Raw genomic sequence first — 14,852 nt, forward strand, 5'->3', positions numbered from 1 at the left:
TAGATAGCTCTATCCAACTCTCTTCTTTTAAATAAGCACTTCTATAAATGGAAGTGCTTATTTTAATTTTAAGTTATATAGTTATTATGACTTGTCAGCAGCAATTATCCGGCGCATACCTTCAATTGTTACTTCCAGACCACGATTTTCCAGATCCAGAGGATAAGACTCTAAAGAAGTATCTTTAAATGTTTCTGGATCGTCACCTGTAGCTGAAAGAAGAACAGTTGCGCAACGAACGTCAAGAGTAGCTGCTACTACAAACAAAGTAGCGGCTTCCATTTCTGAAGCAATAGCACCACCTTTTTTAAATACTTCCATATCTTCGTTGAGCTTTCTTGCAAGAGGTTGTCTTTCAGGCTCAATTTCACCGTATAGTGAATCTTTAGCGATAGAAACACCAATTTTTGGTTCATAACCAAGGTGAAGACTTGCTTGTTCAAGGTTCTTAAGCAGACCGTAATCAGGAACCGCAGGAAATTCTAGCGGCAGATAAGCGTTTGCAGTACCTTCATAACGGATTACCGCGCTAGGAATTACAACATCACCTTTGTTTACTTTAGATGATACAGAAGCACAAGAACCTACGCGAATAAAGGTGTGCACGCCTAGCATTACTAGCTCTTCCATTGTGATTGCAGCAGAAGGTCCACCCATACCTGTTGAAACAACAACTACTTTTTGACCATCAAGATAACCAGAGTAAGCAGTATGCTCACGGTTAGAACCGATGCGTTTCCAGTCATCTAAATACTGAGCAATTCGCTCAACTCGATCAGGATTGCCAGGGATAATTGCATATTCTGCCACATCGTCTTTAGTAAGAGCTGTAGATAACATTTTCTGACTCATAGAGTCTCCTTATTTACTTATAATCAAATACTAATAGATAAATATTTTTTATATTTATCTAAGTTAATAATTTTAACCAACGCATTTATTATTTATTATTAAATCAATCCAACAAAAGGACTTTTGTCAGGGTAAAACAAATTTAATTTAAATTTTTAAATTATGCACAGAGATAAACCTTTCAGATGAGGATACACCTGAAATAGTGATATTAATTTAAGTCTGTGCATAACGATTAACTAATTAAAAACCAACCTATCAATATACGTATACCAGAATTAGTCATGGCATTAATATTGTTAGTTTGTTACTGCTGAATTTGACTCATGGTTACTTTTCTTTGCAAGCAGCTCGACGGTTACAGATAGCACAGCCATAATTGCAAGAATAATATAACCAACCATCACACATTTCATTGCTGAAGATTTTCCAAACGTATCAATTAGAAATGCGTTAAATGAAGGTGCAATCATATTACCGGCACTACCACAAACTAATAAAAATGTGATCAGACGTGGCGGCGCATTGCGAACCTGAGTAGATCCTATGGAGATAAGAATTTTATAGGAAGAAGCCGTCAGGAAACCTAATGCTGTCACCGCCATAAGCAAGCTATCCATAGATGTCGTAAAGTTCAGATAGGCCGATATAGCGACAGCAAACAAACTAACCGCAATTAAAACGTATTTTGCTGATACTTTGGCAACAATTGCCGCGGTTACCAGCAGACCAAATACCGCCGGGCCGAAGAAATTACCAATCAATGAATATGCCATTCCGTCTTCTGCATTGAACTCAGAAATCAGGTATGCCGGCCCCCATGTGATCAACCCGTTTTGAACAATTAGGTAGAAGCCAACCATAAAGGCATACAAGAATACTCTTGGAGTCCAGATATTGTTGTTGAACTCTACATGCGAGTCTTTTTGTTCTTCCTTGGTCACTTTAGGAAAAGTTGCAAAAAAGGTAAGTAACAGAACAATAACCACACAAGCAATGACTGTGTAGTAAGCGTTGAACCAAGCAAAACTGGCAGCAATAATCATGGTGCCCAAAGTCGGGAATATAAAGCCAGAAGCACTAAATGCACAATCAGTTACAATAAATGCCGATGCTCTGCTCTTTTCTGAGAATGTCAGGGAAATAATCACCGCACCCGCTGAAATCCCCACAGCCGCAGCACAACCAATAATGGCAAAAGCAACACCAACTAACGGAATTGCTTTTGTCACAGACAGAGATAACACGCCAACAATAAACAGCGTATAAACCAGCCTGAACACGTTTTTAATCGATAACTTATCGAAAATAAACATAGAGATAAAAGAGCCCAGAAAAGCCCCGCCAGTCAGAAAGGTAAACATTGATGCCGCTTCAGTCAGCTCAATACCGAAGTATGCCGACATAGGCTTGATGAGTACCCCTTGCTGAGTCACCAAAGCAGCCGGCACCATATAGGATAGAAAGGCTACGATGGATAACAGCACGATATTGAAATTGATTTTCATATTGTGTCCTTATTTATTAAGTTAAATTATAGATGTATCAGTAGCCACTTTTAACAGTGGCTACTTTTTATCATTACTCTTTAGACATAATCTCCAGAATGGATTTTTGATCAGCTTTTACTACGCCACGCTCTGTAATCAACGCAGTTACGTATTTGGCAGGGGTAACATCAAAGGCATAGTTACCACATTGAGTACCCTCAGGAGCGGTGTTCACAACACCACGTTTACCGTCAGCATCAATGCCCTGAACATGCGATTGTTCAGTACCGCTTCTCTGCTCGATCGGAATCTCTTTAACGCCATCCCAGACAGTAGGGTCGAAGGTAGGCGTCGGCAATGCGACATAAAACGGAACATCGTTGGCATGTGCTGCCAGTGCTTTCAGATAGGTACCAATTTTATTGCACACATCGCCCTTAGCGGTAACTCGGTCTGTACCAACGATTACCATATCAACCAGACCATGCTGCATTAAGTGGCCGCCAACATTATCGGCAATCAGAGTATGATCAACGCCATGGGCACCCAGCTCGTATGAAGTTAATGCACCCTGATTACGGGGACGCGTCTCATCAACCCATACATGAATTTTTATGCCCTTGTCGTGAGCCATATACATAGGAGCCAGTGCCGTTCCCCAATCTACTGTCGCCAGCCAGCCTGCATTGCAGTGGGTCAGAATATTGATGGTGTCACCAGCCTTCTTCTTCGCAGCGATCTCTTCAATAATTTCCAGACCGTTCAGGCCAATCTGATGGTTAATTTCTACATCTTCATCACACAGTCCGGCACATACTTGGTATGCTTTCTCTAGCCGATCTTCTTCTTTGGTGTTGACCAGTTTGTTTTTCACACGATCCAAGGCCCACTTCAGGTTGATAGCCGTCGGGCGGGTTTTAACTAACACTTCGTATGCCTGATTCAGTGAGCTGTCTGAAGTATCAGCCTGCATCGCAAATGCCAGTCCATAAGCGCCCACAATACCGAGTAGTGGTGCACCGCGGGTCTTCATCGATACAATGGCATCTGCAGACTCTTCAACGGTATTTAGTGTTAAGATTTCAAGTTCATACGGAAGTTTTTCCTGATTGAAGATATGAATACTTCTCTGATCTTCACCAACCCACACAGAACGATAAGTTTTGCCGTTAATTTTCATTTTTTTCCTCAATTACATTTCTGAATACTCACAAAAATAGTGAGATACAACAGTACGTAACAGAATCTTATTAAATATTTCAAAGTGGCAATTAGGACATTTGTCAGTGTCGATAGATTAGTTTTTTAAAAAATCGAAGTTGATCACACAATAATTTTTGCTACCGATGAAATAGTTTAATAGTTTTAATATTCAGCTATATACTATTATCAAAATAAACTCTATCTACCATGGAATAAATTTATGAGTAACAATCTCATACAAGAACAAGTTCAATCTGGTTATAAAAAAATGATTCAATTAATGAATCAGGATGAGTTTGATATATTGACTTTTGAAAATGGGAAAAAATTATTTACCCAAGGAGAAATAATAAACCATGTATATTGGGTTGTTGATGGTGGATTCTCCATTCGTTATACCGCTGAAAACAGTAAACGTATTAACCATGGATTAATAGAATGCCAAAACAGATTTTTTGGTGAAGTAGAGCTATTGACAGACTTGAAAGCAAACTTTGATCTTTTTGTGAAGGGAAAAGCAAGAATTAAAGTTATACCAATTCGTTATATGCAAAAATTACTTGTTGATCACCCAACCATAACGCTCTGGCTATCAAAAAAGCTGGCAGGTGATATTATAGATATAACTAAACAATCTTTTGATCGGACACTTTATCCATTATCTTACACCATAGCTCTTGACCTACTAGAACATAGCCGACATAAAAAGAATAATCATTCTTTTCCAACCGTTACCAGTGAAGCAGAAAGATTTGGTTGTGATGAACGTGTTTACAGACGGGTAATCAGCCAGCTTATTAAGTTGAATTTAATTGAGAAGAAAGATAACAATATTAACATTATTGATGAAGCTAAGCTTGGAGATTTTATTGAGTCATTTAATATGTAAATAAAAATCATAATTTAGCGATGGAACTTATTAAAGGGCTTAACTTTAAGCCCTCTGATAAACGGCAAGATTAATTATGCAGTTATAGCTGTTTCCAGCGCGAGTTTCATCATACTTTGAAATGTATTCTGACGCTCTTCACTCGTTGTTTCATCTCCTGTAATAATATGGTCTGAGATGGTTAAGATACCCAGAGCTTTAGCACGATATTTCGCCGCAAGGGCAAACAGCTCTGAACACTCCATTTCACAAGCAAGCACGTTCATTTTCTGCAATGCTGGAATTAGATTATCATCTTCACCATAGAACAAGTCATTGGTAAACGTAGTACCAAACTTCACATCAATACCAAACTCTTTAGCCTTCTCATTACAGGCTGTCACTAGTTCAAAACTTGGTACAGCAGGATAATCATAGCCGGCAAACCGGGTACGATTAACAGCAGATGCCGTTCCTGCACCAGTCGAAACAATGATATCACGTACCTTAATATCATCAGAGATTGCACCAGCGGTACCAATGCGGATAATCTTTTTAACTTTGTGATACTTAAACAGTTCCGTTGCATATATTGAGATAGACGGAACCCCCATTCCATGCCCCATAACTGAAACTCTCTCACCCTTATAATGTCCGGTATATGCAAGCATGTTTCTTACTGAATTCACCATAATTGCATCATCGAGGTAGTTCTCTGCAATAAATTTTGCTCGTAAAGGATCACCAGGAAATATAACAGTTTCTGCAAATGAACCCTCCTCAGAGTAAATTGATGTGCTTAACGTATCTACCATTTTAGTCATAAAAATTGCCTTTATTGCTTGGTTTAAATTTATGTCCATGTTAAATATATATTAGAAAAATAAATATGACATATGTCCTACCAATTATTGTAGGAAGTCACAGTAATAGGATTCTAATTATGATAAACTCTATTATCGAAGAAGGAAAAGCCTCTTTTATAAATATCATAAAGAGCTATGACCTTGCTAAAATAGACTTTAAAAAAGGTGAGTTTCTATATAAACAAGGCCAACCAGTATGCAGTTTATATTGGGTCACCAAAGGTGAGTTCAGTATTAAACATACGGAAATAAATGGTAAATCTATCAATCTAGGCGTAATAGAAAGTAACGAACGTTTTTTTGGTGAAATAGAGTTTGTCAGTGGCCAATTGGCTAAGTTTGATTTAGTAGCCAACTGTGATGTCTCAGTTAAAATAATCACTCATGAAGAGATGATTGAGATAATAAATGCTGATTATAAAGTATCATTATGGCTCAGTAATTGTATTGCCAGAAGCTATGATCAAATTACTAACAGCATGTTTACTATGACATTATATCCGCTCATATATAATATTGCTTTAGATTTAAAACAGAGATATTCCGGAGAAAAAGAGTCTGTTGGCTATGATGTTATAACACAGGAAGCAGAACGATTTGGATGCAGTGACAGAGTTTATCATCGGGTTGTAAAAGAATTAGTTAGCAGAAAACTTGTTCAAAAAAGTAAACAAGGATTAAGTATTGTTAACTATCGGGAACTATGCGAATTTATTGATTCCTTCGGGAGCTAATTTTTTCGTTTAATATATTGTAGATAAGTTAAGGTTCAGTTAACGCTAATACCTATATGCAAATCGAAGTTCCCTGTACCACCAGCCATTCTCTTCTTTCTAAGCAATGTTAGAGCAAGGGGAATTACTTATGGTTTATGGATTACTTGCGGATCTCGTTGCCTTACTTCAATCTATTATTTGTTCTGTTTGCATTGTTCGGTGGTGTACTGTGGCATGTTTACATGTTAGTGATCCATGTTCCTGCTGTAATTTGGCTCACGCTGACCGTTTCAATGACTAGATTTTTCCTCTAAAACCGTTTCAAGCTGACAACAGGAGCAGAAGAGTATCCGGAAGGGTTTGCAGAATATTACATCAATCTTGTTATCTATCCGGCTAAACTAAGCTTTAATGTACTGATCATGTTGGGATTTGCTACGATAGGAATCAATATAGTGGCAACAAAATGGCGACGTTGTTTGTAATTCAGCGTTTTTCACTGTAACAAAAACAAAAAAAGGGGCCTAAAATAGGCCCCAAAGGTAATGAAGACGCACCAATTGATGCATCAATCCCAATCTAGTATAACCTTGCCCGAAAGCCCGCTACGCATGGTGTCGAAGCCTTTTTGGAAGTCGTCAATTTTGAAATGGTGAGTAATAATTGGATCTAAGTTCAATCCTGATTGGATCAAACTTGCCATTTTGTACCAAGTTTCAAACATCTCGCGGCCATATATGCCTTTAATGACTAATCCTTTAAAAATAACCTGATTCCAATCTATGCCCATATCCGATGGCGGAATGCCCAATAGAGCAATGCGGCCACCGTGGTTCATGCCTTTTAGCATAGAGTTAAATGCCGAAGGGTTGCCTGACATCTCTAGCCCTACGTCAAAGCCTTCTGTCATTTTCAGCTCTGCCATGACATCTTCTAGGCTCTCTTGCGCCACGTTTACGGCTCGCGTCACGCCCATCTGTTTGGCTAGGTCTAATCGGTACTCGTTTACATCGGTAATAACAACATGACGTGCACCAACGTGTTTGGCTACGGCTGCCGCCATGATTCCAATAGGGCCTGCGCCAGTAATTAATACATCTTCACCAACCAGATCAAACGAAAGTGCGGTGTGTACTGCGTTACCGAACGGGTCAAATATAGACGCCAAATCATCAGATATTTCTTCTGGGATCTTAAAAGCGTTAAAAGCTGGAATCACAAGGTACTCTGAGAAAGCGCCCGTGCGGTTAACACCAACACCAACCGTGTTGCGACACAGGTGGGTACGTCCACCACGACAGTTACGGCAGTGTCCGCACGTAATGTGGCCTTCGCCTGATACTCTGTCGCCAATTTCAAAACCGCGAACTTCTTGGCCAATACCAACAACTTCCCCTACATATTCATGACCCACAACCATAGGCACAGGAATGGTATTTTGTGACCACTCATCCCAGTTGTAGATATGAATATCTGTCCCGCAAATGGCTGTCTTTTTGATCTTAATGAGCAGATCGTTATGACCAACTTGTTGTTTTTCCACTTCCGTCAGCCAAATGCCCTCTTCCGCTTTTAATTTTGATAGTGCTTTTATTTTCATGCTCTTTCTCCAAGTCACAGCCAGTCTCTAAACTGGCTATAACTCCAAAACAGTACGCTGTACCCAAACGTTATGAACTGGCATTGCATCGCCAACTGTTCAGGCAACAACAGAGGTTTAGGTTAAATAATGCCCATATCTTTGCCAACCTGAATAAAGGCATCGATGGCTCTATCTAGATCTGCACGGCTATGTGCCGCAGACATTTGAGTACGAATGCGTGCCTGTCCTTTTGGTACAACAGGGAAAGAGAAGCCCACTACATAAATGCCTTTTTCAAGCGCACGCTCTGCAAATTCTGCCGCCACCTTAGCGTCACCTAGCATAATTGGGATAATCGCATGGTCTGCGCCGCCCATAGTAAAGCCAGCGTCTTCCATACGTGCGCGGAAATGCGCCGCGTTTTGCCACAATTGGTCGCGTAGCTCACCACTCTCTTTTAGTAAATCAAGAACACGGATAGATGCAGACACAATGGCAGGAGCAACAGAGTTAGAGAACAAGTAAGGACGTGAACGTTGACGTAACCAGTCAATCACTTCTTTTTTACCTGACGTGTAACCACCCGACGCGCCACCCATTGCTTTACCAAGTGTGCCGGTAATGATGTCGATGCGGTCAATAACGTCATGGTATTCGTGCGTACCGCGACCGTTCGCGCCCATAAAACCAACTGCGTGAGAGTCATCAACCATTACTAATGCGTTGTATTTATCAGCTAAGTCACAAATTGCGGGTAGGTTGGCTACTACGCCGTCCATTGAGAACACACCGTCAGTAACAATAAGCTTATGGCGAGCACCCGCTTGGTCAGCGGCAATAAGTTGTTCTTCAAGACCGCTCATATCGTTGTTTGCATAGCGGAATCGCATTGCTTTACATAAGCGTACACCGTCAATGATAGAGGCGTGGTTAAGAGCATCAGAAATGATGGCATCTTCTTTAGATAAGATGGTTTCAAACAGGCCAGTATTGGCGTCAAAGCATGATGTGTAAAGAATGGTGTCTTCTTTACCCATAAATTCAGATATTTTTTGCTCTAATACTTTGTGAGAATCTTGCGTTCCACAAATAAATCGAACCGATGCCATACCAAACCCGTGCTCATCCATTCCGGATTTTGCCGCTTCAATCAGGTCGGGGTGGTTAGCCAAGCCAAGGTAGTTATTAGCACAGAAGTTTAAAACTTCTTCGCCAGTAGAAATCGAAACCGCTGCTTTTTGTGCAGACGTGATAATACGTTCCGATTTATATAACCCTTCAACTTTAACTTCTTCAATTTGTTGATTAATTTGTTTGTAGAATGCAGAGGACATAAGTATTCCTTTAGGAAATTTATTTTAAAAACAGTGAATTATGGATATCCGCTGTTTACCGCTTATTAATTTACAGTGTAAAAACATTTTAATTGATCTCTATCCAGACTATTATCCCTACAGATGGAAAAACATTAGTGAATTTGAGGCACAAATAAAACATGATTTCTAACAAACTGCTGTCACTATTACCTGATCTCGCTGCTTTTATATTAGTCGTTCAGGAAAAAAGTTTTACCGCCGCAGCAAAAAAATTAAATGTCACCCCGTCTGCGCTCAGTAAAACCATCACTCGATTAGAAAAAGCCTTATCAGTAAAACTGTTTGAACGAACCACCAGAAAGCTCCTGGTCACAGAGGCAGGGAAAAAAATCTACGAGCAGTGCCTTGTCATGGTTAACTCTGCACAGCAAGCGATAGAGCTGTCCAATAGTGATCATGACTCACCATCAGGGCCCATTACTGTTGCCGCGCCAGAGGCCTTTCTTAATGTGGTACTGCAGCCCTTTGTTATCCCTTTCTTAAAGAAATATCCAGATATCCAATTGAAACTTCGAGCCGCAGATGGTGCAATTGACATCTTCTCTCAAGGTATAGATATCGTCTTCCATCTAACGGATAAGCCCGATGAAAACCTCGTGCTTAAAGAAGTCGGTAATACTAACTTAGTGCTGTGTGCTAGCCCCGACTACATAAACACAAGAGGGAAACCAGAGCACCCAGACGACCTTCAGCAACACGACTGCTTATACCTTGCAGAAACCGAAACCGATCACATATGGCATTTCATTAAAGATGAAGAGTATTTATCTATTCCTGTTTCCGGTCGGTATGCTGTTAACCATGCTCAGATGCGACTAAATGGTGTTAAGAATGGCTTAGGCATTGGCATATTCCATGATTTCGTTGTAAAACACGCCATAGAAAGAGGTGAAGTTATTGAAGTATTAGAGGAATGGACATTAAAAGGAAACTATCACGGCATCATCGCACTTCAATATGCTCAAACTAAGTACATGCCGGCACGTATGCGGGTATTTATTGATTATGTCATGCAGCATCTATCCATTGAGCAAAACAACCTAACAACGGGAGCACAGTAACATGCTAAAAGGCGTTCATCATATAGCCATTATCTGTTCTGATTACGCGGTTTCTAAGGCGTTTTATACCGAGCTACTTGGGCTAAAGGTGCTCTCAGAGCATTACCGAGCGCAACGGGACTCTTACAAACTCGACTTAGAAATTGCAGATGGTTGCCAGATAGAACTGTTTTCTTTTCCTAATCCCCCTGCCCGTCCAAGCTCACCAGAAGCTCAAGGCCTAAGACACCTAGCTTTCGCGGTAGATTCTGTTGAACAGACAGTACATTATTTGCTAAGCAACAAGATTGATGTTGAAGAGATAAGAGTGGATGAATTTACTGGCAAAAAGTTTACCTTTTTTAAGGACCCCGATGGTCTGCCGTTAGAGATATACCAAAGCTAAAACAAGGGCTATCAGCCCTTGTTATCATCATCTTTGTTTTGATATCAAAACCAAACTTACAAGTCAGCAAACTCTTCAATAGGCGTCCGACCGCGCAACTGCAAAAAGTCTAAAAACTGACGAGCGGAGTAGGTAATGATTTGGCTAGGCGGCATCGCTATCTGCTCTAACATATCACTCACTTTGGCGAACTTACCAATATCCATACAGAAGTGCGCATCAGATCCCGTGGTAATATAAGCACCGACTTCCTTAGCCGTTTCCGCTATCTTCAAACAACGTTCTACACTGCCAACTCGGCTATGGCCTTTTAACGAACTGTTATTGATTTCAATCGCGACATTGTGCTCTTTAGCGCATTGAATAACTGAGACAAAATCAAAATCGAAATTTGGGTTGCCTAAATGTCCTAAAGCATCCACGCGACCACTTTTAATGACATTAATCAGCGTTTCTGTATGAGTTTCTTTATTCGCAGGACGATATACATGTTCGTGAAAACTGGCGATTACCCAATCCAGTCTCGCTTCAATACTTGGATGAACGTCCACTTCTCCCTCTATATTAAGGATATTGGACTCTATGCCTCTCACAATGCCAACACCAGAGATAAAACGAGGAAGAATCGATTGATTACCAAAAAACCAATGGTGCGGCGCTCCCGGCATTGTCGATGCGTGATCAGTAGTACAAAACAGGCTTAGACCATGTTCTTTCGCTGATGCGGCATTCTCAATTAATGTGCTATATGCATGGCCACTAGCGTAAGTGTGTGTATGCGTATCTACTGCAAAATTCATAAAGCCCTCCTGACACAAGTAATTTTGTGACTAGTGTAACAATTTTATCTCCATTCAGCAGCGTTTCTTTTATGAACTTTTCATCATATTAACCGCCGCCTTAATGCTTTATTTGAATCAATACAAGTTGAGCAGTATATTGAAAGCCGAGCATATAAAGGAGAATAACGATGATCATTACCACTACGCCAAGCATCGAAGGGAAACGAATTGTCTCTTATAAAGGGATCACTGCTGGTGAAGCGATTCTGGGTGCGAATATGTTTAAAGATATGTTTGCAGGGATACGTGACTTAGTTGGAGGCCGATCCGGGACATACGAGAGAGAATTACAAAAAGCGCGAGAAATAGCGCTAGAAGAGTTAGAACAAAAGGCGCGAGAGTTAGGCGCAAATGCTGTTGTCGGTGTGGATATCGATTATGAAGTGCTAGGGCAAGGCAATGGTATGTTAATGGTCAGTGCTTCTGGTACCGCGGTTGTTGTCGACTAATTCAGCCGCCAATTGTCTGCCATCAAACCTAGCCCTCTTTTCCAGCCATGAGTTATGACAGTTTAAACCTTGTGGCTTTGCTATTTTACGCTGTAAGCCACAAAACTTTTTTTCTGTAACCCGCATAACCAAAAAGCAAAACACCCTGCTTAAAATGGCCTTTTGCCCCCTCAAATTGGCGATTTGAGGTTTTTTATCTTGTTGTATTTTAAAGATTTATTTTTGATGCATGGAATGTAAGCTGATGGTAGCCTAGCGGAAACTTATTGAGGCCGCAAAAATGCAATTAACAGATAAAGAATTCGACCAGCACGATTTTTCCCACCAAGACTTAACAGAACATCAGTTTATTCGCTGCAAGTTCTATCGCTGCGACTTTTCTCATGCACATCTAAGAGACAGTCAATTTCAAGAGTGCAGCTTTATTGAACAAGGCAAAATAGAAGGGTGCCATTTTACCTTCGCGGATCTGCGGGACGTCAGCTTTAAACAGTGTCAGCTCTCCATGGCTAACTTTAAAGGCGCCAATGCATTTGGTGCCGAGTTTCGAGAGTGCGATTTAAAGGGTGCTAACTTTTCTACCACGCGATTTTCCAATCAGATCAGTAATAAGATGTATTTCTGCTCGGCTTACATCACTGGTTGTAATCTTTCCTACGCCAATTTCGAGAAACAGTGCTTAGAAAAATGCGAACTTTTTGAAAACAAATGGATAGGAACCAACCTGCAAGGTGCCTCATTAAAAGAGTCAGACTTAACAAGAAGTGTGTTTTCAGAAGAGTGCTGGCGTCAATTTAACATGCAAGGCTGCGACTTAAGCCACAGCGAATTAGATGGGTTAGATCCACGTCGCGTCGATCTCACAGGGGTAAAAATATGTTCATGGCAACAAGAGCAACTGCTCGCCCCATTAGGGGTTATTGTCATGCCTGATTAATTCAGCTCGCTAACAGCCTACTTTACACTGGTCAAACGCTCTCAGCTCGGGATGATTAAAATCGATTATCCCAGGCTGAGTTTAAAGAGCAGAAACACCGCCATGCTAATTATGGTTGTCCATAAAACATTTTTTGTTTTCCACACCAAAAATGCCGCGACTAAGGCACCAATTAAATATGGGTTAGTGAGTGACAATGCCACCTCATCATCTTGGATAAACACAATGGGTCCCCAAATAGAGGTTAAAACCGCGGGGCTGGAATACGCCAACAGTCGTTGTGCTTTAGAATTTAACCGAATAGGTAATCTTGGTTCTAAAAACAGGTAACGACTTATAAATACCAAGGCCGCCATCGCTAATATAGACAGCATAATCATGCGGATTCCTTAGCAAACGACTCACACACATAGCCACTGATCATTGCGCCAATCGTCGATATCATTAACGCCCCTTCCACCTGAAACATAGCCAGAGTGACAGAGAGCAACAGCGCGACGATAACTGAAACAAGTATTGCTACGCTCTTGATCGTAGGCACGACAAGAGCAATAAAAGTGGCGGCAACGGCAAACTCTAAACCATATTGTTCAAGGTTTGGAATTTGATTCCCTGCCACAATGCCAATTAGAGTGGCCATGTTCCATACTAGGTAAAAACTGAACCCTGCACCAAATGCGTACCAAGGTTTAAAGCGTTCAGTACTTTGGTTACCTACCACGGCAAAAAGTTCATCTGTCAGTAAAAAGCCCAACGTAATCCTCCATTTAAGAGGAAGAGGACTGATCTTATTGCGCATCGAGACACTATAAAGAAAATGTCGAGAGGTAATAAAAAACGTCGTGAGCAGCATAGTACTCAGCCCCACCCCTGCCTTAAACATTCCTACGGCAACAAGCTGCGCTGAGCCAGCAAATAAGATAACTGATAACGCTTGGCTTTCAATAACCGTTAAACCAATATCAGTTGCAAACGAACCGACCAAAAAGCCCCATGGAATAACGGCAATAGAGAGGGGGAATATCGCTAGCGCTCCTTGCCAGATTTGTCTCTTTATAGACATTGTCTATCCTTAAACGTTTAATCCTTAAACTCGCTGTGTTGGTAAAACACATACTCCCCACTCATCAAACCATTTTTAAGATTACTGCTGGCTAGTTTCAACCCCTTCGATCATCTCATCAAATGTGGCGTTGCCTCGTAATACTTCAAAATCCGGTTCTTCTGCTGCCAGCTCTCTAAACGACGAGCTAATAGCAACAGACTGTTGTAAGTCATAGATGGCTTGGTCTTCGGCACCCAATTGAGCATAAGAACAAGCACGCTGATAAAACGCGTGGGCATTTTTTTCATCAACTTCTAACACACGATTACAAATACTCATTGCCCAATGGAACTCACGCATTTCCATCGCGGTATCAGCTTTATAGGTCAGCGCTTCTAAGTCTCCGGGACGAATTTTCAAGATCTCGTTATAGACATCCATTTTCTGTTCTGGAGTTTGAGCATTTTGCGCACGTAGCCATAAGTTATGGACTTCGTTAATAATCTCAATCTCTTGGTTGTTTTCAGAGATAATGCGTGTTTTACGTTTTAAATCTCGTTCTAGCGCTAAGAATTTCTTCTCATACTCTTTCGCAATCTTGTCTAAACGCGCATCCGCCATCTCTTTGGTATTTTGCTTAATATCCTTAAGAGATTGCCAACCGATTAATGCCACCAAAGAAGCGACACCAGCAATAATGTAGAAGAAGTAGTTTACGGTTACATTGGCGTAATTAAGTGATTTATCTGCGACTTCTAGTTCACGATCGGTTATCTGAATCGTCAAACGGCGTTCTAGGTCTTGCTGATCATGCCTTAATGCCTTCAATTCATCTAAGATATAACGTTCAACAAGAGGTCGTTCAAGTATATCTGTTTTTGAGTATGCCTCCTCCGCGCTTAACGAAGTGGACAACAGCAATAAACTGATAAACACCATTGCAATTTTTTTCATAACCATTACCAGCAGAAAGAACAAGAAAGCCATAGACTATGGTTTAACGCCTCTTGGTTCAAGCATTAATTACTGGTTGAAATTACTAGCATTCATCTCTGTTTTTGCTGCAGTTTGCTGGCACTCTAGGTAAGGCCGCAATGATGGGTGGTCGTTTTGGAAATAATTCCGCTAACACTACATTGAAAAATGACAACAAGGGCAAACAAAAGGACTTCGCGAGGAA

16 protein-coding genes are annotated in these 14,852 nt (G+C 40.8%); 6 read left to right on the forward strand and 10 right to left on the reverse strand.

Annotation, left to right across the window (positions count from 1 at the left end):
• Window positions 1–84 precede the first annotated feature (84 nt).
• The 3 genes from F0227_RS14965 to mtnA all read right to left on the reverse strand — a co-directional run bounded on the left by F0227_RS14965 (window position 85) and on the right by mtnA (window position 3,522).
• Window positions 85–852: a nucleoside phosphorylase gene (locus F0227_RS14965; RefSeq protein ID WP_171754050.1), complete on the reverse strand. Its 768-nt coding sequence runs from the start codon at window positions 850–852 to the stop codon at window positions 85–87.
• A gap of 299 nt (window positions 853–1,151) precedes the next feature.
• The gene (tsgA, locus tag F0227_RS14970; RefSeq protein WP_171754051.1) at window positions 1,152–2,360 is read right to left on the reverse strand and encodes an MFS transporter TsgA; all 1,209 of its coding nucleotides are present in this window, start codon (window positions 2,358–2,360) and stop codon (window positions 1,152–1,154) included.
• A gap of 73 nt (window positions 2,361–2,433) precedes the next feature.
• On the reverse strand, window positions 2,434–3,522 hold the full coding sequence (mtnA, locus tag F0227_RS14975) for an S-methyl-5-thioribose-1-phosphate isomerase (RefSeq protein ID WP_171754052.1): 1,089 nt from the start codon (window positions 3,520–3,522) through the stop codon (window positions 2,434–2,436).
• Window positions 3,523–3,765: 243 nt separating this feature from the next.
• On the opposite strand from mtnA, the gene F0227_RS14980 reads away from it, so the two are divergent.
• Complete coding sequence (locus F0227_RS14980; RefSeq protein WP_171754053.1) at window positions 3,766–4,434, forward strand: Crp/Fnr family transcriptional regulator; 669 nt, start codon at window positions 3,766–3,768, stop codon at window positions 4,432–4,434.
• Between the two features lie 74 nt (window positions 4,435–4,508).
• Here the strand turns inward: F0227_RS14980 and deoD are convergent, their stop codons facing one another.
• Entirely contained in the window at window positions 4,509–5,228 is a 720-nt protein-coding gene (gene deoD, locus F0227_RS14985) for a purine-nucleoside phosphorylase (protein WP_171754100.1), read from the reverse strand.
• 128 nt (window positions 5,229–5,356) lie between these two features.
• Here deoD and F0227_RS14990 point away from each other — a divergent pair, with 128 nt between their 5' ends.
• Complete coding sequence (locus tag F0227_RS14990) at window positions 5,357–6,013, forward strand: Crp/Fnr family transcriptional regulator (RefSeq protein ID WP_171754054.1); 657 nt, start codon at window positions 5,357–5,359, stop codon at window positions 6,011–6,013.
• 550 nt (window positions 6,014–6,563) lie between these two features.
• Here the strand turns inward: F0227_RS14990 and tdh are convergent.
• Both tdh and F0227_RS15000 read right to left on the reverse strand, forming a co-directional pair.
• The gene (gene tdh / locus F0227_RS14995) at window positions 6,564–7,595 is read right to left on the reverse strand and encodes an L-threonine 3-dehydrogenase (RefSeq protein WP_171754055.1); all 1,032 of its coding nucleotides are present in this window, start codon (window positions 7,593–7,595) and stop codon (window positions 6,564–6,566) included.
• 122 nt (window positions 7,596–7,717) lie between these two features.
• Window positions 7,718–8,911 carry a glycine C-acetyltransferase gene (locus F0227_RS15000; RefSeq protein WP_171754056.1) on the reverse strand — a complete coding sequence of 398 codons (1,194 nt, stop codon included), beginning with the start codon at window positions 8,909–8,911 and terminating at the stop codon, window positions 7,718–7,720.
• Window positions 8,912–9,072: 161 nt separating this feature from the next.
• On the opposite strand from F0227_RS15000, the gene F0227_RS15005 reads away from it, so the two are divergent.
• Window positions 9,073–10,014, forward strand: a complete 942-nt coding sequence (locus F0227_RS15005; protein ID WP_171754057.1) for a LysR family transcriptional regulator — start codon at window positions 9,073–9,075, stop codon at window positions 10,012–10,014.
• A gap of 1 nt (window position 10,015) precedes the next feature.
• Entirely contained in the window at window positions 10,016–10,399 is a 384-nt protein-coding gene (locus tag F0227_RS15010; protein ID WP_171754058.1) for a VOC family protein, read from the forward strand.
• A gap of 56 nt (window positions 10,400–10,455) precedes the next feature.
• On the opposite strand, the gene F0227_RS15015 is transcribed toward F0227_RS15010, so the two are convergent.
• Window positions 10,456–11,199 (reverse strand): phosphatase, encoded by a 744-nt coding sequence (locus F0227_RS15015; RefSeq protein WP_171754059.1) that lies wholly within the window; start codon window positions 11,197–11,199, stop codon window positions 10,456–10,458.
• 170 nt (window positions 11,200–11,369) lie between these two features.
• On the opposite strand from F0227_RS15015, the gene F0227_RS15020 reads away from it, so the two are divergent.
• Together F0227_RS15020 and F0227_RS15025 are read left to right on the forward strand one after the other, a co-directional pair.
• Window positions 11,370–11,690, forward strand: coding sequence for a heavy metal-binding domain-containing protein (locus F0227_RS15020; RefSeq protein WP_171754060.1), 321 nt, complete (start codon window positions 11,370–11,372; stop codon window positions 11,688–11,690).
• 280 nt (window positions 11,691–11,970) lie between these two features.
• A complete protein-coding gene (locus tag F0227_RS15025) occupies window positions 11,971–12,627 on the forward strand; it encodes a Qnr family pentapeptide repeat protein (protein ID WP_171754061.1) in 657 nt (218 codons plus the stop codon).
• Window positions 12,628–12,692: 65 nt separating this feature from the next.
• Here the strand turns inward: F0227_RS15025 and F0227_RS15030 are convergent, their stop codons facing one another.
• The 3 genes from F0227_RS15030 to F0227_RS15040 all read right to left on the reverse strand — a co-directional run bounded on the left by F0227_RS15030 (window position 12,693) and on the right by F0227_RS15040 (window position 14,626).
• Window positions 12,693–13,007 (reverse strand): AzlD domain-containing protein, encoded by a 315-nt coding sequence (locus F0227_RS15030; RefSeq protein WP_171754062.1) that lies wholly within the window; start codon window positions 13,005–13,007, stop codon window positions 12,693–12,695.
• Entirely contained in the window at window positions 13,004–13,690 is a 687-nt protein-coding gene (locus F0227_RS15035; RefSeq protein ID WP_171754063.1) for an AzlC family ABC transporter permease, read from the reverse strand. The genes F0227_RS15030 and F0227_RS15035 overlap by 4 nt, the downstream gene beginning before the upstream one ends.
• An 81-nt stretch (window positions 13,691–13,771) precedes the next feature.
• A complete protein-coding gene (locus tag F0227_RS15040; RefSeq protein WP_171754064.1) occupies window positions 13,772–14,626 on the reverse strand; it encodes a hypothetical protein in 855 nt (284 codons plus the stop codon).
• Window positions 14,627–14,852: the final 226 nt, after the last annotated feature.

The organism is Vibrio sp. 99-8-1 (assembly GCF_013114595.1).
Taxonomy (GTDB): Bacteria; Pseudomonadota; Gammaproteobacteria; order Enterobacterales; family Vibrionaceae; genus Vibrio.